The sequence below is a fragment of the Mesorhizobium sp. Primo-A genome (assembly GCF_003997175.1).
Classification (GTDB): Bacteria; Pseudomonadota; Alphaproteobacteria; order Rhizobiales; family Rhizobiaceae; genus Mesorhizobium; species Mesorhizobium ciceri.
Genome location: NZ_RZTG01000013.1, coordinates 116949 through 135169 on the forward strand (window position 1 = coordinate 116949; position 18221 = coordinate 135169).

An 18221-nucleotide genomic window follows, 5' to 3' on the forward strand; every position below is an offset into this window, starting at 1 on the left:
GGCAGGAAAAGGCCTGATACGCCGGGCGCAGATGGGTAGGTTTCCTTCGAAACGCAAGAAGGGCCGCCGGTTTACCCGGCGGCCCTTCTGTTGACGCAACGTCAGCCTTATTTCGATGCGTGTCGTTTTTCCAAAAGCGGAACACTTTTGGCGACATGCATCAGCTGTCGCGAAGCTTGACCAGATCGTTCAGCAGCCCGCCCGTTCCGTTGTGGACGGTCAGCCGCTCGACCTTGCCGGCGATGGTTTCCAGCGCCTCGAGCTCCTTCAGCCGCAGCATCACCGGGTTTTCCGCCATCACCCTGGCCGTGTTGAGGAGGGAACGGGTCGCGTTCGTCTCCTCGCGGCGACGGATGATGTTGGCCTCGGCCTGCTTTTCGGCCGACACCACCTGGTTGAGGATCTCGCGCATCTCGCCCGGCAGGATGACATCCTTGAGCGCGATATCGCTGACCTCCACGCCGATCTCGGCCATGTCGGCGCGGACCTTGGCTGCCGCTTCCTCATCGATCGTCACCTTCTTTTCGAGGATCTGATCGAGTGTCAGCGCGCCAAGCGTCTTGCGGAAGGCATATTGCAGGGCGCGGTAGAGGGCTTCGGAGAAGTCCTTCACCATGCTGACCGCCTTGACCGGATCGACGACCCGGTATTCGGCTGCGATGTTGACGCGGATCGTCACGCGATCCTTGGTCAGCACTTCCTGCCCGGCAACGTCGAGCGACTGGCGCTTGAGGTCGACGACCTTGATCTGCACCATGCGTCCGACGTTCCAGAAGCCATGCACGCCCGCCGTCAGCGTCCTGACCAGGACACCGTCGATGAACAGCAGTCCGGCCTGACCATCGACGACCGGATGGACGGACATCAATTCCGCCTTCCGGGCCTGGCCGAGCCGGCGCATGATCGCCGCATCGATGGCGAGATCGACTGACGTGTCGATCAGCGTCACCTTCCACGGGCCGGCATCCGTCCACAGCACGAGCTTGCGGTCCGGTGCCAGCACGGCGTGCAGATTGCCGTCACGCTCGATGACGGCGACATCCGTGCGCCCGGTGCGAACGACGGTGAAATGACGCGCGGCCACATCCGGAAGCTTGTCGAACAACGCCTTCTCGTATGCCGAAACGAATTCCGGGTTCTTCAGATCGTGCCGAGACACTTCGAGGCTGCCGCGCCGGTTGGCGAGCCAGTGCTCGCCCGGCAGCAGGACAGCCTTGATCTCCCCCTTGTGGAGGGCGAGGGCACGTTCGTTTTCCTTTACGAGGACGCGCTCGCGTCCAAGAACCTTGTCGAGAATGGTCATTGTCTTACTCCTGTCGGGCATGGCCCCATGCGAGGCGTCACGTCATGCGTCGATCTTCCCTTCGTTTCTCGTTTCACGTCGTCTCTTGCGTCGTAGCCCGGGCACGAATGATCCGGGGACTGGTGGCATCGAGCCGTGGCGGGCCTTCGGGAGCGGATCGCGGGGCAGCGAAGCGGGCGCAGGAGGCCTTAGCCTCCCTTGCCGGCGACACCGCGCCTTGATCGTCACCGCGGGCCTGGCCGCGAGCCGATGGCGAAAGACGCTTGAGATGATCCGCGCCCGAAGGCTTGGGTCACCCGTCCAGTCTTTCGCATTCCAGTCCCCGGACCGTTTTTCGGATGGCTTTTCAAGGCCAATGGAGAAGGAATCGAACCTTCGACAGTCAGATTAACAATCTGATGCTCTAACCAAACTGAGCTATCCGTGGTGCAGATGAAGGGACTCGAACCCACAACCTCCGGATTATGTCCGGCGCTCTCCCAGTTGAGCTACATCCGCGATCCCAATCCCCAAAGCGGCGCCGTATACAGGGCGGCAATGCCGCCTGCACGGGCGGAGACGAAAGCTCCAACCGTTGTGCTCGCTTCGGTTCTCGTGACCGGGAGCGCGCCTATAGCCCCTGCGACGGGTTGTCGCAAGCGGCATTGTCACGGCGAATTTGCGGCTTCTTTCAACGGTGGCATTTCAGCAACACCGCTTTCGGCGTCAGCGATCGCGCAGCACGCTCAGAAGGTGACGCGGCCGAGCACGCGCAGGCCATCGCCTTGCGGCTCGACGACGACGGCCTCACCTTCGCGCGGTGAGATGCCGGTCAGTGCCACGATGTCTTCCAGATGGGTGACCATGACCAGATTGTCGGAGCCGGAATAGACGCGGATTTCCTTCAGGATCGCAGCGATCTGCGCGGCCTTCTGCGTCTCGTCGCCTTTCAGGAGATCGAGCGGTGCAAAGAGTTCCGGGTCGGTCTCGAAGGCGATGCGGGCGGTGTCGAGGCAGCGGCAATAGCGGCTGGACAGCACGCGCTCGATCGGTGCCGCCCGAGCGGCAAACAGAGCGCCGATCTTGCTCGCCTGCTGCTTGCCGCGCGCCGACAGGTTCATCTGGGTGGCGCAGCTGTCGATGTCGAAATTGGCCGGATCGGTGGTGCCGGTGACCATGGCATGGCGCAGCAGCACGACGTGTCCGCCGTCGCGCAGCAGCGCCCAGCCTGCATCCGTGGCGTGCGCCACGCTGGGAACAACAAGCAGGAACAACGCCAAGGCAAATCGAATCATCCGCTATCCTTCTGCGGTTCCCGGCAAGGGGTTCCGGTGGCAGGACATATAGGGACGGTAAAGCCGGCCGAAAGACAAGGCGCGGTCGGCGGGAAGCGTAGACCTACTTCTTCGCCATCTGCTTCTTCACCAGATCGACCTTCTGGTCGGTGAGAGGGATGGCTGGTGTAGCCGGCTTCGCTAAAGCGCTGCTTGGCGTTCTCGAAGAATCCGATCGCCTTTTGATATTCGGCCTTGCCGCCGCCATAGCTGGCCCGATTCCAGCTGACATCCCCGAGATTGTTCTGCGCGAAGGCCATTGCATCGGAAGGCTTCCCTGGTGAATACCTTCAGCGTCGCCGTGAATGCGGCCTCGATCGGTGACGCTGCGCGCGTCGCTTTTCGTCTCGGCAACTGCAAGCGCGGTCGCGGCAAGACAAAGCAGTGCGGCGACGAAAGCCGTCAGCCATGCCCGCTGCAAAAGACTGAGGTTCGAGAGTCGGACAAAGGCCATTTGTCGTTCGTGTCCGCCCTGATGATCCAAGCCCTCTATAACGCTGCCAGCCGACGATGATCAAATTCAGGCGCGATTGCGTCGCGGTCCTGGCTCGCCTATCACGGGGAACCCGCCCCTCACGGTAAAAATGTCTCCGCTCACCGAAACCGTTCTTTTCGTCTTCAGCCTTGTCGCGCTCGGCTACCTCGCCGGGCTCACCGGCTATCTGAAGCCGGCGAGCGGCGAGGGGATTTCGGAATTTGCCATCAACGTGGCGATGCCGCTGCTGCTGTTCCAGACGATGGTGAAGTCCGACTTCCATGGCGTGGCGCCTTGGCCGCTGTGGGGCGCTTACTTCACGGCGGTTGCAATGACATGGGCTGCCGGCCATCTGGTGACGACGCGGATCTTCGGGCGGGACGCACGCGCAGGCATCGTCGGTGGAGTGTCGTCGTCCTTCTCGAATGTGGTGCTGCTGGGCATTCCCTTCGTTCTCGGCGTATTCGGGTCGAGGGGATTCGAAGTGCTGTCGCTGCTCGTTTCCGTGCATCTGCCGACCATGATGATGGCTTCGATCATCATGTTCGAGATATTTGGCCGCGGTGGCAGTGAGCCCGTACACCTGCTGCGCATCGTCCAGAGCTTTCTGAGAAGACTGTTCACCAATCCCCTGATCATCGGTATCCTGGCCGGGCTGGCCTGGCGCCTAACCGGCGCGCCGCTGCCGAACCTTGCCACGCGGCTGGTCGATACGCTGGCTGGCACTGCCGGGCCAGTGGCGCTGTTCGCCATGGGGCTCAGCCTGCGCCGTTTCGGCATATCGGGCAATGTCCGGCCGGCGTTGGCGCTTTCGGTGCTGAAGCTGTTCCTGATGCCGGCGCTGGTGCTGGTCTTCGTCTGGTTGCTCGGCATGCCGCCCTTGACGGCCAAGGTGGCGGTGATGGTGGCCGCGATGCCATCCGGCGTCAATTCCTATCTGATCGCGGTGCAGTTCAACACCGGCCAGGCGCTGGCGTCGAACCAGATGACCCTCGCCACGGCCTGCGCCGCCGTCACCACCGCGTTCTGGCTGACTGTTGTCTTGTACGTTTTCGGGTAAGGCATCGGTGTAAGCACGTCAGCCTGCTCTCGTCTCGCTCTGGCCCAAGCCCTATATGCCATCTTGCGATTGCTTGCGTGCCTTGCCCTCGGTAAAGAGCAGTGGCTCCGGCGTGCCGGCCTCAGTCCATGGCGCACGCGCACCGAAGATTTCACAGACCCGCCCGTCAGGGCGCCGAACGGAGGATAGCATGCTTCAGAAAACCAGCCATTTCATGCGGCAGGCCAATCTCATCAATGGCGAATGGGTGCAGGCCGACAGCGGCCAGACGGTCGACGTCAACAACCCTGCCACCGGTCTCAAGATCGGCACCGTGCCGAAGTCGGGCAAGGCCGAGACCCGCCGCGCCATCGAAGCCGCCGCGGAAGCTTTCAAGACCTGGCGCAAGACGACCGCGCTCGAGCGCTCGAAGCTGCTGCGCAAGCTGCACGACGCGATGATGGACAATCAGGACGTACTGGCCGAACTGCTGACCATCGAGCAGGGCAAGTCGCTGTTCGAATCGAAGGGGGAGATCGGCTCGGCCGCGTCCTACATATTGTGGTTCGCCGAGGAAGGTCGCCGCACCTATGGCGACGTCGTGCCCTCGCCATGGGCGGACCGCCGCATCCTGGTGACCAAGGAGCCGGTTGGCGTCATCGCCGCCATCACGCCGTGGAATTTTCCGTCCTCGATGCTGGCCCGCAAGCTCGGCCCGGCGCTCGCCGCCGGCTGCACCGCCGTGGTCAAGCCTGCGTCGCAGACGCCGTATTCGGGTCTCGCCTGGGGCGCGCTCGCAGAGGAAGTCGGTTTCCCCAAGGGCGTCGTCAACATCCTGACCGGTTCGGCCAGCGAGATCGGCGACGAGATCTGCGCCAATCCGCTGGTGTCGAAGATCACTTTCACCGGCTCGACCGAGGTCGGCAAGCTTCTCATCCAGAAGTCGTCGGTCACCGTCAAGAAGGTGTCGATGGAACTCGGCGGCAACGCGCCGTTCATCGTTTTCGACGACGCCGACCTCGAGCGTGCCGTCGCCGGCGCCATCACCGCCAAGTACCGCAATTCCGGCCAGACCTGCGTTTGCACCAACCGCTTCCTTGTCCAGGCAGGTGTCTATGACAAGTTCGTCGAGAAGCTCGCTGCCGCCAGCAACGCGCTGAAGGTCGGCTCCGGCCTCGAGGACGGCGTGCAGCAGGGGCCGCTGATCGACGAGAAGGCGGTCGAGAAGGTCGAGGAACTGATCGCCGACGCCACATCAAAGGGCGGCAAGATCGTTGCCGGCGGCAAGCGCCATGCGCTCGGCGGTTCGTTCTTCCAGCCGACGGTCATCGCCAACGCGACACCCAAGATGCGCTTCATGAAGGAAGAGATCTTTGGCCCGGTCGCACCGGTGTTCAAGTTCGAGACCGAAGAGGAAGCCGTCGCCCTCGCCAACGACACCGAATTCGGCCTTGCCTGCTACTTCTACACCGGTGACCTCGGCCGCGCCTTCCGAGTGATGGAAGGGCTGAAATACGGCATGGTCGGGGTCAATGAAGGCCTCATCACCACGCCGGAGGCGCCGTTCGGCGGCGTCAAGGAATCCGGCCTCGGCAAGGAAGGCGGGCATCAGGGCATCGAGGATTATCTCGACACCAAATATGTCTGCATCGGCGGCCTCGGCCTCTGATAGGCTATCCCTGGGATGGGGAGGCCGATGGCCTGCCCATCTCTCATGGAAAAACCAGCCGAAGTCTTCTGGATCAACTGGCATTTACGGGCATGGCGATGAAGGACGGCGAGGTTTTCGGCACGACGCAGGCTGGCGAGCAGGTGCGTCGCTTCACGATCAGGGGCGGCGGCATCACAGCCAACATCATCGGTCTGGGCGCGATCATCCAGGATTTGCGCCTGACCGGGCACGATGCTCCGCTGGTGCTCGGCTATGACAGTCTGGAAGGCTACGAGACGGATACGGCCTTCTTCGGTGCGGTCGTCGGCCGCTATGCCAACCGCATCCGCGACGGCCGCTTCACCATTGGCGGCAGCCGCTACCAGACCGAGCAAAACTTCCTCGACAAGCATACGCTGCATGGCGGCTCGCAAGGTTACTCCCACCGGCCGTGGACGGTTTCCTTGCATGGCAGGGATTTCGTCACGCTGACGCTGCACGATCCCGACGGCACGATGGGTTTTCCCGGCGCGCTCGACGTCACCTGCACCTACCGGCTGAAGATCCCCGGCACGCTCAGCGTCGAGCTGACCGCCACCTGCGAGGAGCCGACGCTGTGCAATCTCACCCAGCATTCCTATTTCAACCTGGATGATGGCGGCGCAGGCGACATTCTCGACCACAGGATGATGCTGAATGCCGGCGCCTACCTGCCGGTCGATGGCGACATGATCCCCACAGGCGTGGTCAAGCCGGTTGACGGCACGCCATTCGATTTCCGCCAGGCGCGGCCGCTGCGCATGGAAACCGAGGGTGATCAACTGCCCTACGACCAGAATTTCTGCCTTGCTTCGGCACGCGGGCCGCTCAAGCAGGCGGCATGGACGCAAGGCGCCAGTTCCGGTGTCGAGATGGAGGTCTGGACCACCGAGCCCGGCGTCCAGCTCTATACCGGCCAGTATGTGACGCCGCGCACCGGGCTGGAAGGGCGGAACTACAAGGCCTTTTGCGGCTTCTGCCTGGAGCCGCAGATTTGGCCGGACGCGCCGAACCGGCCTTATTTCCCGCAAGCAACGCTGTGGCCGGGCGCGATCTACCACCACGTCACGGAATACAGGTTCCGCCTGCCCTAGTTTTTCCGACCTTAGCCTTCGAAAGCCGCCCGCAGCGTCTCGAACGGCGCCAGCGCGCCGCGCACTTGCACCACGGCGGCGGCGACACGATGCGCACGGCGCGCGGCTTCCTGCGGGTCGTGGCCGGCAAGACGAGCCGCAAGATAGCCGCCGTTGAACGAATCGCCGGCGCCGGTCGTATCGGCGGGGGCGGCGACATGGATCGCCGGGACTTCGCGTAGTGTTTCTCCTTGGGCAATCAGGGCGGGCTGCTCGCCGTTCTTGACGACGACCTCGCTAACCAGTTGCCTGAGTCGCTTTGCGGTCGCTTGCGGTGTTGCATCGCCAAACAGCATCTGCTCGTCGGGGAAAGTCGGCAATGCGATGTCGGTGGCGGCAAGGGCTTCGACGATCGCTGCCTGTGCATCCTCGCGATTGCGCCAAAGCCGCGGCCGGTAGTTGGGATCGAAGGCGACAAGTGAACCGGCCGAGCGCGCCTTGGCGACAGCCGCCAGCAATACGGCGCGCGCGGCCTCATCCAGAATTGCCAAAGTGATTCCGGAAAAATAGACAAGCGCCTGATTTACCAGGTTTTCCGACAATGCAACCGGGTCTGAGGCGAGCTGCCGCGCGGCGGCGTCGCCGCGCCAGTAGGTGAAGGAACGCTCGGCCCCGGTCAGCGTGATGGCATAGAGGCCAGGCCGTGCGCCCGCTATGATCGGGCTGGAGCCGATGCCGATGCCGTTCTGGCCTAAGAAATCGATCTGGGCTTGCGAGAACGGATCGTCGCCGAAGGCCGAGACATAGGTTGCCGGCCGCTCAGTGCTCAGCGCGTGCAGCGCCCACAGCGTGTTGAACGTGTCGCCGGCAAAGCCCATGCGCCAGTTCGGTCCGGTCTGGCCCGACAGTTCGAGCATGCATTCGCCGATCGAGGCGACGCCGGTTCCCGCCATCTACAATCCTCCAGTGCTTCCCGGTGCTGTAGCTTTTTGCCATCGGCAGCGCCATGCTTGGCAAGCAGGGTTTTTTCCGCCACAGCGTTTTCCCACAGGCTGGCGGGATGCGATCCGTTCGGCAGAGCGTTGTCTGCAGAAGAGGAACCGGTTTGGCATCGATATGGCGTTATCTTCTGGCGGGTCTTGGTCTGGCTGCCTTGCTGGTCGGCATTCTCGCGGTCGTCTTCCTGACGGCGCCGCGTTCGTCGCTGCCAGCCGGCCCGGATGTCGCGCGGACGAAGAAAACCGACAACGGGCTGTACGTGGCGAGTTTCGTGCCGGAACGGGGCGTGGTGCGGCAGGGCGAACTGGAATCCTGGCTGCTGACCCTGAAGACAAAGACAGGGGCTTCGGTGGAGCGCGCCGCGATCGCCATCTCCGGCGGCATGCCGCAACACAATCACGGCCTGCCGACCAGCCCGCAGGTCACCGATTACCTGGGCGAAGGCCGTTACCGCATCGAGGGGCTGAAATTCACCATGAGCGGCTGGTGGCAACTTCGTTTCGCCATCTCATCCGGCGCCGGCTCCGATACCGTACTGTTCAACGTGGTGCTGTGAGCGATCGATGAAGCGCCTTTTCCGCTTTCTGGCGCTGATGGTCGCCGTCGTCCTCGTGGGCTGCGGCAAGCCTGATTTTTCCGACGCAGAAAAGAAGACTATCGCTTCGCTGGCGCTGTCGTCGCTGCCGGCGCTCAAGGCCGACACCACCAATCGTTTTGCCGACGTGCCGGCCGCCGCCGCACTCGGCTCGACGCTGTTCTTCGATCAGGGCATGAGCGGTGACGGGTCGGTATCCTGTTCGACCTGCCACAAGATCGACCGCCAGTTCCAGGACGACCTGCCGCAGGCGGTCGGCGTCGGCCACACCAACCGGCGCACCATGCCGCTGGCCGGCGTGGCGCACGATCCCTGGTTCTTCTGGGATGGCCGTCGCGACAGCCTGTGGGCGCAAGCGTTGACGCCGCTCGAAAATCCACTGGAGCAGGCGGGAAACCGCGCTGCCTACGCGCATTACATCAAGGCGCGCTTCGGCGAGCGCTATGAGCGCATTTTTGGGCCGCTGCCCGATTTTTCCGGCATGCCGTTGAATGCCAGCCCACTTGGAAACGATGCCGAGAAAGCAGCCTGGAATGCCATGAGCAGCGCGCAGCGCGACGCCATCAACGGTGTCTTCGTCAATATCGGCAAGGCGATTGCCGCCTTCGAACGCTCGATCGCGCCCACGCCAGCGCGCTTCGACCGCTTTGCGCTGGACCTCGCCACCGGTGCCGAGCCGAAGGGCGATGCTGTCTTTTCCAAACAAGAAATCCTTGGGCTTAAACTGTTCATCGGCAAGGCCAATTGCGTGACCTGTCACAACGGCCCGCGCTTCACCGACAACAGCTTTCACAACACCGGCGTGCCGCCTGTTGCGGGCCTGCCGCCGGATCGCGGCCGCATCGATGCCGTGCACCAAGTCGAGGCCGACCCGTTCAACTGCCTTGGCGCCTATCGGGACGGCGAGGTTGCCGCCTGCGGCGAACTGCGCTTCATGGTCAAGAATGCGCCACAACTCATCCGCGCCTACAAGACGCCGTCTCTGCGCGGTGCGGCAACGCGACCGCCCTATATGCATGCCGGGCAGTTTTCGTCGCTCGACGAGGTCGTGGCGCACTATGCGAAGGCCGCGCCCAGCGTCGAAGGGGTATCAGAGGTTCACCCGTTGGAGCTTTCAGACCGAGAACGCGCTGCTCTGGTGGCGTTCTTGAAGACGCTTTCGGAGTGATCTACCGATCCTTCACGGTCTCCATCGCCACAAAGGTCGAGGTCTGGGCGACATGGGGCAGGGCCGAGATGCGCTCGCCGAGGACGCGGCGGTAGGCGGCGATGTCCCTGGTGCGGACTTTCAGCAGATAATCGAAGCTCGATGCCATCATGTGGCACTGTTCGATCTCCGGCACAGCCTGTACGGACCGGTTGAAGGCGTCGAGCGCGGCGGATCTGGTGTCGGACAATTTCACCTGGACGAATGCGACATGGCCTTCGCCCATGCGCTCGCGGTCGACGATCGCCTGGTAGCCTCTGATATAGCCGTCCTTCTCAAGCCGCTTCACCCGCGCCTGCACCGGCGTCTTCGACAGGCCGACCTTTGCGGCTAGTTCTGACATGGAAAGCCGGCCATCGCTTGCAAGTGCGGCCAGGATATTCCGATCTATGCGGTCCAATTGGTCTTCTGTCATCGAAATCGCAGTCCAAATGTCAATTATATGCCGCTAGGATAGATCGAATGACCTGCAATGTCGATTTCTTTGGACCGGCCGAAATTTTGCACTTGTGCTAGCTTGCGCCATTCGGTCCGGTGACCGCCGGCCCGATCCCCTTTGCTCGATCCACGGGACCGCCATGCCAGCGCTCGATGCCATCCGCCAGCAGATCCGCGCCAACTACCTGCCCGACGAAGACGAGGCCGTGAAGCGGCTTGCCGAGGCGACGGGGCTCTCCGGGAAAGACCGCAAGGCGATCTCGGCTCGCGCCGCCGATCTGGTGCGCGCGGTGCGCGGCTCGTCGGATCCAAGGCTGATGGAAGTCTTCCTCTCCGCGTACGGTCTCTCCACCAAGGAAGGCGTGGCGCTGATGTGCCTGGCCGAGGCACTGCTGCGCGTGCCCGATACCGAGACGATGGACGACCTCATCGCCGACAAGATCGCGCCGCACGACTGGTCGGCGCATTCGGGCGGTTCGAGCTCCATCTTCGTCAACGCCTCGACCTGGGCGCTGATGCTGACCGGCCGCGTCCTCGACGAAGGCGAGGGCGGCATCGAGGGCACGCTGCGTTCTATGGTGCGGCGGCTGGGCGAGCCGGTCATCCGCAAGGCGGTGGCCGCCGCCATGCGCGAGATGGGCGAGCAGTTCGTGCTCGGCCGCACCATCACTGAAGCCGTCAAGCGCGGCCGGCCGATGACCCAGAAGGGTTATCTCTATTCTTTCGACATGCTGGGCGAGGCGGCCCGCACCGAGGCCGACGCCTTGCGCTATCACAAGGCCTATGCTGACGCGATTTCGTCGCTCGATTCCGGCTCCAACGGTCCTGACATCAGGCAGAACCACGGCATCTCGGTCAAGCTTTCGGCGCTGCATCCGCGTTACGAGGTGGCGCAGAAGGACGAGATGCTGCCTGTGATGGCCGAGCGGCTTTTGTCGCTGGCGCTGGCCGCGCGCCATTCGCGCATGGGTCTCAACATCGATGCCGAGGAGGCCGACCGCCTCGATCTATCGCTCGACGTCATCGAGCGGGTGCTGGCCGAGCCGGAACTTGCCGGCTGGAACGGGTTTGGCGTGGTGGTGCAGGCGTATGGGCCACGCGCGGCCTTCGCCATCGACTGGCTCTATGCGCTGGCCAAGAAATACGACCGCAACATCATGGTTCGGCTGGTCAAGGGCGCCTATTGGGACACCGAGATCAAGCGGGGGCAGACGTTGGGACTCACCGGCTATCCCGTCTTCACCCGCAAGGCCAACACCGACGTCTCCTACATGGCTTGCGCCAAGAAGCTGCTTGGCATGACCGACCGCATCTACCCGCAGTACGCCACCCACAATGCCCACACCGTCGCCGCCATCCTGTCGATGGCTGATAATAACCGCGATTCCTTCGAGTTCCAGCGCCTGCACGGCATGGGCGAGGCGCTGCACGAGACGGTGCGACGGTCCGAAGGCACGCGCTGCCGTATCTATGCACCGGTCGGAGCGCATTCCGATCTGCTGGCCTATCTGGTGCGCCGGCTGCTGGAGAACGGCGCCAACTCCTCCTTCGTGCACCAGCTGACCGATGAGGATGTCGAGCCGGAGGACATTGCGCGCGATCCGCTCGAGACGGTCGAAAGCCAGGGTCCGGCAGCCAATCCGGCGATTGCCCGGCCTTCCCAGATTTTTGGAGCCGGGCGTCGCAATTCGAAAGGATTCGACATCACCGACACGGTGACGCTGGCGGCGATCGACAAGGCCAGGGCGGCCTTCGCCGGGCCGGATCGCTGGCATGCCAAGCCGATTACGCGGGCCGCCGGCTATGGCAAGCAGCGTCCGATCGTCAACCCGGCAAAGCCTTCCGAAGTGGTCGGCACGGTCAGCGAAGCAGCTGCCAAGCAAGTCGCGACCGCCGTGCGCTTCGCGGTGGAAGCGCAACCGGCCTGGGCGAAGCGTCCCGTCGCCGAGCGCGCCGCCATCCTCAACCGGGCCGCCGATCTCTATGAGGCCAATGCCGTCGAGTTCTTTGCACTCGCCACCCGCGAGGCCGGCAAATCGCTGGCCGACGGCGTCGCCGAGGTGCGCGAAGCGGTCGACTTCCTGCGCTACTACGCCACCGAGGCGGCCAATGCCGAGGTGGGCACGCAAGCGCGCGGCGCCATCGTCTGCATTTCGCCGTGGAATTTCCCGCTCGCCATCTTCACCGGCCAGATCGCGGCAGCGCTCGTTACCGGCAATTCGGTGATCGCCAAGCCGGCCGAGCAGACGCCGCTGATCGCCTTCCGCGCCGTCGAACTGCTGCGCGAGGCCGGCGTGCCGGAAGACGTCATCCAGTTGCTCCCTGGCGACGGCCCATCGGTCGGCGGGCCGCTCACCGCCGATCCGCGCATCGCTGGCGTCTGCTTCACAGGTTCGACCGAGGTTGCCAAGCTGATCGAGAAGCAGCTGGCCGGGACGGCCGCGCCCGACGCCATGCTGATCGCCGAGACCGGCGGCCTCAACGCCATGATCGTCGATTCCACCGCGCTGCCCGAACAGGCGGTGCGCGATATCCTCGCCTCCGCCTTCCAGAGTGCCGGCCAGCGCTGCTCGGCGCTGCGCGTACTCTACGTGCAGAAGGACGTCGAGAAGAAGATGCTGGAGATGCTGAAGGGCGCCATGGAGGCGCTCAACGTCGGCGATCCCTGGCGGATTTCGACCGATGTCGGCCCGGTTATCGACGACGAGGCGCAAAGCTCGATCCGCGAGTATTGCACGAAGATGGGCCTGCAGGGCAGGCTGATCGCCAAGCTCGAGGCGCCCAGGGAAGGTCGCTTCGTCGCGCCGCATGTCTTCCGGGTCAAGGGTATCGAGGACATGGAGCGCGAGGTGTTCGGGCCGGTGCTGCATGTCGCCAGTTTCGACGCCGACCAGATCGACGCCGTCATCGCCGCCATCAACCGCAAGGGTTATGGCCTGACCTTCGGCCTGCACACCCGCATCGAGGGCCGCGTGCAGCATTTCGTCGATGGCATCCATGCCGGCAACATCTATGTCAACCGCAACCAGATCGGCGCCGTCGTCGGTTCGCAGCCGTTTGGCGGCGAGGGGCTTTCCGGCACCGGGCCGAAGGCCGGCGGTCCGCACTATCTCCGCCGCTTCCGCAAGGGGCCGGAGGCCGGCACCCATGTGCAGGATGGCCACAAGGTCACGGCGACCGAGCTTGCCGACAATCTGCCTGATCCCACACTTGGCGGCTGGTCGACGCGTCCGGACCGGATCGCCATTCTGAGGAAGCATCTGCGCGGCAAGGGTGCTGCGGCCATTGGTGCGGCCGCCGGCATCGATTTCGGCCAGGTCGACCTGCCCGGGCCGACCGGCGAAGCCAACACGCTCTCGCTGTCGCCACGTGGACGGGTGCTGTGCCTTGGTCCCGATGGTGATACGCTGCTGGCGCAGACGATCCAGGCGCTCGCCGCCGGCAACGCCGTGCTGGCCGTTGCACCGGGTGCACCGGCGGCCCTTTCCGCTCTGACCGGCAAGGGCCTCCCACTGGCCGTCATCGACGGGCGGCCTGATCCGGTCGAGGCACGCTCGCTGCGCGTCGATATCGTTGCTTTTTCCGGCACGCCAGAGGCCGCGCGCATCGTGCGCAGGGTTATCGCTGATCGCTCAGGCCCGATCGTGCCGCTGGTCAGCGAAGTGTTGAACCCGGCGGCTTATGCACATGAGCGGGCCGTCTGCGTCGACACCACCGCCGCGGGCGGCAATGCGACCTTGCTGGCCGGAGCCTGACTCCGGCCGGTCGATAGAGCCATTCACCGTTTCGTGGAAACGGTGAATGGCTCTATCTCTTTCGGTTTATGCATGTCGTTGTCCCAAAACCGGGACCACTTTTGAGCGACATGCATTACGCGCCTTCGACGACCGAAAAACCCTCGAACTGGGGGTGGCCGAGATAGTGGACCTTCGTCGTGCCGACATTCCTGTGGGCAGCGCGGAAATTCTCGGACTTGGTCCAGGCGATGAAATCATCGTGGCTCGCCCACACGGTGTGCGATGCAAACAGCGTGTAGCCTTCGGTCTCGTTGACCGGGCCTCGCAGCAGGTGGAATTCGCGGAACCCCTTCATCTCCGCAAGGCTGGAATCGCGGTTCTTCCACACGGCTTCGAAATCGTTCTCCGAGCCGGTCTGCACCTTGAAGCGGTTCATGGCGATGTACATGGTGGTTTCCTCTCACAGGGATGTTGATGATTTGCGGCCGCAGCGTTTTGTTCTGCGCACATTCAAAATGGGCCGATTTCGGTCTCGAACTCCAAACTTGCGCTTGCTGCCTGTGGTGGAATCGAAGGGAAGGGGGCTGCTTTGCGGATAATGCCAAGCGCCGCCTGATCGAAAGCCGCCGACCCTGAGGTCTCCAGGATGCGCAACTTATTTATGTTGCCCTTCCTGCCTATGACGAATTTAACAACCGCATTGTTGCGTGCCGCCAGTTGTAGGGACGGCGGCAGAGTGCGATTGACGCTGCCGAGCTTTCTAAAGACATCGCCGCGGTAGTTATCTTCCGCGGCAGTGCCTGCCTCGTTTTGCCTTTTGCCCTTGCTGGCCGCTTGCGCCGACAGGTCCTGGCCATCCGCCGTGCCGCGCTTCTCATCCGCCGTCTTTGACTGGGCAGCTGCCGGACTGGGCCTCGCGCTGGGGATCGGCGGCTGTTCTGGAACGGCGACAGGCGTCTCGGTGCTCCTGGGCTGAACGGTCGGCTGTGCCGGCGCTTCGGTCTTGGGAGCCACGCTCTGATCATCGGGGCGAGGGGCGCCGGCCACCAGTATGTCCGGGGTGACCGCCTGCGGTTTGACAGGTTCCGGCAAAGGCTTGAGCGGCGGCTTTGCCGCTTCCGCGGCAGGTTGGGAGGCCTCCGTTGGCTGCGACGGCTTGGGCGGCGTTGCCGGCTGTGGTTTGGCCGGTTGCGGGCTGGGCACCAGTGCAACGTTTATTGCCGTCGGGTCCTTGTCCAGCGCGCTGCCGACCACGTTGGTGCCCGACTGATCACTGCCTTCCGGCTGCTCGGCATTCTGGGAACTCGAAATCCCCGAAGGCGAGATCAGAAAAGCCGCCGCCACGGCGGCATGGAGCGCGCAGGAGACGACGATCGCCGCCGTCCATTTGCGGTTCCAGGCCGACGGCCGCGGCAGCGCGAGCGGCTCGGTTGGCTCTATCGCCAGCTCGGCGCCGGCTTCGGAAAGGGGGCTGATATCCTGCATGTCTCGCCGCGAGACCTGCAGCGACAAGAGCAGAATTGTCAAATCAAGATCGTTCGCTCGCAGCGGCAGTCGGCAGTGGCCGGCAGCTGGCCACACCGTTTTGTTTTGCAGGAATGCGGGATGCAGTCCCACCTCAGACGCCGAAGGCGATACCGGTCTTGGTGTCCGTCTTCAGCTTGCGCATGCAGGCGTTCGGTTCGACGCCGGTACCGGTGCATTCGGTCGCGCTGTTGATCAGCACGCGGCTGACTTTCGAGCACTCGGTGCCGGCCAGATCGAAACGCGTCACCTTGGTCTTGCCGGCCGGCAATTCCTTGAAATCGAGCACGGTCAGCCGGTCGACGACGCCTGCCTCGTTGAACAAGGCGATCTCGAAGGCAGCCTTGGACAGGTCGGCGCCGAGATTGTTGTTGACCACGAACCTCAGGCGGCAACCCTTGTCGGAAGGTTGCGCGCCATTGAGTTCCAGGGTGAGCGTGGGGGCCGGCGCGGACTCTTGCGCCCACGCCGAAACCATCGCAAGCGACATCGCCAGCATCGAGGTCAGCAGACGAAGGGGTGTCGTCAAGCTCGTCATGGCAATCAGCCTCCAAACCGCATCGTTGCCGCCAGCTTCAGCGTTATGCCGGGCTCGTAGGCCGCGAAAACCGGCTGCGGCGGCTGGCCAGCCGTGGTCAGGTTAAGCGGGTTGGCGTATTTGACATCGAACAGATTGTCGGCGCGGAAATCAATCTTCAAATTGTCCGTCGCCTGGTAGCTGGCAAAGGCATTGACCAGCGTGTAGTCCTCGGCGATCGGATTGCCCTTGGGCTTGCCATTGTATTGCACTTCGCCGCCGACGGTCAGCTTGTCCTCGAGGAAGCGCAAGCCGAGCTGCGCGGTGACCTGGGATGATGGGATCGTGGCGAGATCCGCTTCCACACCCTTGTAGGAAATGGTGTGACCATTGGTGATTGAAGCCGAGAGGCCGGCATAGCCCCATCCGGCATCATAGACGCCCTCCAGTTCGAAGCCGTCGATCTTGGCCTTGGCAAAATTCTGGTACTGGAAGCATATCGGGATACCGGGTCCGCTCGGGCAACCGGCTGTCGGGTCAAACCGCGACAGGGTAACGCCATCGATGTAATCTTCGACATCATTGTTGAAATACGCTGCCTTGATGCGCAGCGCATCGCCGGCTTCGAGGATGTCGTTCTGCTTGTAGTTGACGCCGAATTCGACGGTCTTTCCAGTCTCCGGCCGCAGATTGGGATTGGGCAGGAACGGAAAGCTGACGCCTGCCGGATGATTGCCGCTGATCAGCGTCTCGGCGATCGATGGCGAGCGATAGCCCTCGGCATAGGTGCCATAAAACTGAAGGCCGGCAAGGCCTGCGGATTCGAACGGGGAGACGCCGACGGTGATGCGCGGCGATACCCTGTCGCCGGAAATGTCGTGGGTGTCATCTTTGAGACTGTAGTTGTCGTAACGCAGCCCGGCGATGACTTCGAGCCACTCCCAGGTGAGCTTGTCCTGGACATAGGCGCCCGAAACGTTGCGCTTGCCCGAAGGCGTGTAGAAACTGTCGCCACCAGCCGCGCCGCCGGTCTCGACGTTATCGCCGACCCAGTCGCCGCCATAGGTCAGCTCGTGCGCGATCCCACTCGTCTCGAACCGGGACGTGTTCCAGATGTCGATGCCGGTGGTGCCGACGTCGAATGTCGACTGCGATCCCGCCGGCAAGACAACGGGAAGGCCGGTGACCGGATCAAAGCGGTTTTGCGGGACAAGGCTGGTCAGATCGAGGTTGGTCTTGTTGTAGGAGGTGTTGATGTGGAGATCGAGCCAGCTCTTGTCCTCATCCGTGATGTTGTAGCGCGCCGTGAAGGTGTTCGACTTCAGGTCGACGTCATTGACCGGCGCACCGCCGCTGATCTCGTTCCAGCCATCGCTTGAGCCGACCCAGCCGAGCTTCAGTTCGCTGTTGTCGGTCGGGCGTATGCTGGTCTTGAGCAGTCCGCTCAGCACGTCGAAGCCGGTGCCCTTGACGGTGTCGCCGCCGCCATCCTTGTAGTCGTCATAGTCGCGGTAGACGATGTTGCCCAGCACGTCCCAATTCTCGTTAATGCGGTAGGCGCCGGATGCACTTGTGGTCCAGCCCTTGCCGTTGCTCTCATAGCGTCCCGTGACGGAACCGGCCCATGTCTCGTCAGGCTTGAGGAAATCCTCGGCATCCTTGGTGTCGAAGAAGACGACGCCGCCGATGGCGCCCGAGCCGTAGGTGTTGGCTACAGGACCACGGATAACATCCACGGATTTGACGAGTTCGGGGTCGATGTAGAAGGTCGACTGCGTGCCGTGGTCGGAGCGCTGGAAATTCTGTCGTGCGCCGTCGACGATGACTGCGACGCGACCGAAATCCTGCAGGCCGCGGATGTTGATGCTGGTGCTGACGCGCCTGGCGTCGGCCTGCGCCGCGACACCGGGCACGCCGAGCAGCATCTCATTGGGCGTCGTCGCCATGCGGCGGTCGAGCTGTTCCTGGCCGATATGGCTGGCCGATGCCAGCGATTCGATCGCCGTCTCGCCGGTGCGGCTGATGACGAGGATCTTGTCGAGCAGCGTTGCTCCCGCTGGTGCTGCCTTTTCCTCTTCAGCCTTCTTCGTTTGATCTGTCGTCTGCGCCGCCTGCTGGGCGTTGGCCAGTTGCGCCGATAAGGCAATCGCCGCCACGCTTGCCAGCAATGCCGCCGCGCCGTTCGCCGCCGACCGGCCGCGCCATTCCCAAGTCACAAACCCCATGCCCCAACTCCAAAGTCCAGGTTTCATGCTGGCTGGCCCGGGGCTGGCTGGCATTTTTGATCGTCGCCGACGTCTTAAATGTTGAC

The 18221-nt window shown here is 63.4% G+C and carries 16 protein-coding genes and 2 tRNA genes; 7 read left to right on the forward strand and 11 right to left on the reverse strand.

Annotated elements, in window-relative coordinates:
- Positions 1-160 precede the first annotated feature (160 nt).
- The 5 genes from EOC83_RS23835 to EOC83_RS33315 form a co-directional block, all read right to left on the reverse strand.
- Positions 161-1303 (reverse strand): slipin family protein, encoded by a 1143-nt coding sequence (locus EOC83_RS23835; RefSeq protein WP_063168177.1) that lies wholly within the window; start codon positions 1301-1303, stop codon positions 161-163.
- Between the two features lie 352 nt (positions 1304-1655).
- A tRNA-Asn gene (locus EOC83_RS23840) sits at positions 1656-1725 on the reverse strand.
- A gap of 2 nt (positions 1726-1727) precedes the next feature.
- Positions 1728-1801 (reverse strand) — tRNA-Tyr (locus EOC83_RS23845).
- Positions 1802-2028: 227 nt separating this feature from the next.
- The gene (locus EOC83_RS23850; protein ID WP_063168176.1) at positions 2029-2577 is read right to left on the reverse strand and encodes a histidine phosphatase family protein; all 549 of its coding nucleotides are present in this window, start codon (positions 2575-2577) and stop codon (positions 2029-2031) included.
- Positions 2574-2876 carry a hypothetical protein gene (locus EOC83_RS33315; protein WP_244514304.1) on the reverse strand — a complete coding sequence of 101 codons (303 nt, stop codon included), beginning with the start codon at positions 2874-2876 and terminating at the stop codon, positions 2574-2576. The genes EOC83_RS23850 and EOC83_RS33315 overlap by 4 nt, the downstream gene beginning before the upstream one ends.
- Before the next feature lie 20 nt (positions 2877-2896).
- Here EOC83_RS33315 and EOC83_RS32870 point away from each other — a divergent pair, with 20 nt between their 5' ends.
- From EOC83_RS32870 to EOC83_RS23870, 4 genes are all read left to right on the forward strand, one after another.
- A complete protein-coding gene (locus EOC83_RS32870; RefSeq protein ID WP_032898557.1) occupies positions 2897-3130 on the forward strand; it encodes a hypothetical protein in 234 nt (77 codons plus the stop codon).
- Positions 3131-3200: 70 nt separating this feature from the next.
- Positions 3201-4151 carry an AEC family transporter gene (locus EOC83_RS23860; protein WP_063168175.1) on the forward strand — a complete coding sequence of 317 codons (951 nt, stop codon included), beginning with the start codon at positions 3201-3203 and terminating at the stop codon, positions 4149-4151.
- 190 nt (positions 4152-4341) lie between these two features.
- Positions 4342-5799, forward strand: coding sequence for an NAD-dependent succinate-semialdehyde dehydrogenase (locus EOC83_RS23865; RefSeq protein WP_013531228.1), 1458 nt, complete (start codon positions 4342-4344; stop codon positions 5797-5799).
- Positions 5800-5891: 92 nt separating this feature from the next.
- Positions 5892-6914, forward strand: coding sequence for an aldose epimerase family protein (locus tag EOC83_RS23870; RefSeq protein ID WP_063168174.1), 1023 nt, complete (start codon positions 5892-5894; stop codon positions 6912-6914).
- 11 nt (positions 6915-6925) lie between these two features.
- On the opposite strand, the gene EOC83_RS23875 is transcribed toward EOC83_RS23870, so the two are convergent.
- Positions 6926-7846: a sugar kinase gene (locus EOC83_RS23875; protein WP_063168173.1), complete on the reverse strand. Its 921-nt coding sequence runs from the start codon at positions 7844-7846 to the stop codon at positions 6926-6928.
- A gap of 152 nt (positions 7847-7998) precedes the next feature.
- Between EOC83_RS23875 and EOC83_RS23880 the strand changes: the two genes are divergently transcribed.
- The gene (locus EOC83_RS23880; RefSeq protein ID WP_024503807.1) at positions 7999-8448 is read left to right on the forward strand and encodes a FixH family protein; all 450 of its coding nucleotides are present in this window, start codon (positions 7999-8001) and stop codon (positions 8446-8448) included.
- A gap of 7 nt (positions 8449-8455) precedes the next feature.
- Complete coding sequence (locus tag EOC83_RS23885) at positions 8456-9655, forward strand: cytochrome c peroxidase (RefSeq protein WP_063168172.1); 1200 nt, start codon at positions 8456-8458, stop codon at positions 9653-9655.
- A gap of 1 nt (position 9656) precedes the next feature.
- On the opposite strand, the gene EOC83_RS23890 is transcribed toward EOC83_RS23885, so the two are convergent.
- Entirely contained in the window at positions 9657-10109 is a 453-nt protein-coding gene (locus EOC83_RS23890) for an Lrp/AsnC ligand binding domain-containing protein (RefSeq protein WP_013531233.1), read from the reverse strand.
- Positions 10110-10272: 163 nt separating this feature from the next.
- Here EOC83_RS23890 and putA point away from each other — a divergent pair, with 163 nt between their 5' ends.
- Entirely contained in the window at positions 10273-13887 is a 3615-nt protein-coding gene (putA, locus tag EOC83_RS23895; RefSeq protein ID WP_063168171.1) for a bifunctional proline dehydrogenase/L-glutamate gamma-semialdehyde dehydrogenase PutA, read from the forward strand.
- Positions 13888-14002: 115 nt separating this feature from the next.
- Here putA and EOC83_RS23905 read toward each other — a convergent pair whose 3' ends face one another.
- The 4 genes from EOC83_RS23905 to EOC83_RS23920 form a co-directional block, all read right to left on the reverse strand.
- Positions 14003-14317: an antibiotic biosynthesis monooxygenase gene (locus EOC83_RS23905; RefSeq protein ID WP_027039045.1), complete on the reverse strand. Its 315-nt coding sequence runs from the start codon at positions 14315-14317 to the stop codon at positions 14003-14005.
- Between the two features lie 62 nt (positions 14318-14379).
- Positions 14380-15396, reverse strand: coding sequence for a TonB family protein (locus EOC83_RS23910; RefSeq protein ID WP_342030138.1), 1017 nt, complete (start codon positions 15394-15396; stop codon positions 14380-14382).
- A 91-nt stretch (positions 15397-15487) separates the two neighbouring features.
- Positions 15488-15931 (reverse strand): hypothetical protein, encoded by a 444-nt coding sequence (locus EOC83_RS23915; protein ID WP_063168170.1) that lies wholly within the window; start codon positions 15929-15931, stop codon positions 15488-15490.
- A gap of 5 nt (positions 15932-15936) precedes the next feature.
- The gene (locus EOC83_RS23920; protein ID WP_082826469.1) at positions 15937-18135 is read right to left on the reverse strand and encodes a TonB-dependent hemoglobin/transferrin/lactoferrin family receptor; all 2199 of its coding nucleotides are present in this window, start codon (positions 18133-18135) and stop codon (positions 15937-15939) included.
- Between the last annotated feature and the right edge of the window lie 86 nt (positions 18136-18221).

Bases quoted from the DNA above. Each gene is read 5' to 3' on its own strand.
- EOC83_RS23870 (WP_063168174.1), top strand. From the start codon at position 5,892: ATGGCGATGAAGGACGGCGAGGTTTTCGGCACGACGCAGGCTGGCGAG.
- EOC83_RS23920 (WP_082826469.1), bottom strand. From the start codon at position 18,135: ATGGGGTTTGTGACTTGGGAATGGCGCGGCCGGTCGGCGGCGAACGGC.
- EOC83_RS23875 (WP_063168173.1), bottom strand. From the start codon at position 7,846: ATGGCGGGAACCGGCGTCGCCTCGATCGGCGAATGCATGCTCGAACTG.
- EOC83_RS23850 (WP_063168176.1), bottom strand. From the start codon at position 2,577: ATGATTCGATTTGCCTTGGCGTTGTTCCTGCTTGTTGTTCCCAGCGTG.
- EOC83_RS23835 (WP_063168177.1), bottom strand. From the start codon at position 1,303: ATGACCATTCTCGACAAGGTTCTTGGACGCGAGCGCGTCCTCGTAAAG.
- EOC83_RS23865 (WP_013531228.1), top strand. From the start codon at position 4,342: ATGCTTCAGAAAACCAGCCATTTCATGCGGCAGGCCAATCTCATCAAT.
- EOC83_RS23915 (WP_063168170.1), bottom strand. From the start codon at position 15,931: ATGACGAGCTTGACGACACCCCTTCGTCTGCTGACCTCGATGCTGGCG.
- EOC83_RS33315 (WP_244514304.1), bottom strand. From the start codon at position 2,876: ATGGCCTTCGCGCAGAACAATCTCGGGGATGTCAGCTGGAATCGGGCC.
- EOC83_RS23885 (WP_063168172.1), top strand. From the start codon at position 8,456: ATGAAGCGCCTTTTCCGCTTTCTGGCGCTGATGGTCGCCGTCGTCCTC.
- putA (WP_063168171.1), top strand. From the start codon at position 10,273: ATGCCAGCGCTCGATGCCATCCGCCAGCAGATCCGCGCCAACTACCTG.
- EOC83_RS23905 (WP_027039045.1), bottom strand. From the start codon at position 14,317: ATGTACATCGCCATGAACCGCTTCAAGGTGCAGACCGGCTCGGAGAAC.
- EOC83_RS23890 (WP_013531233.1), bottom strand. From the start codon at position 10,109: ATGACAGAAGACCAATTGGACCGCATAGATCGGAATATCCTGGCCGCA.
- EOC83_RS23860 (WP_063168175.1), top strand. From the start codon at position 3,201: ATGTCTCCGCTCACCGAAACCGTTCTTTTCGTCTTCAGCCTTGTCGCG.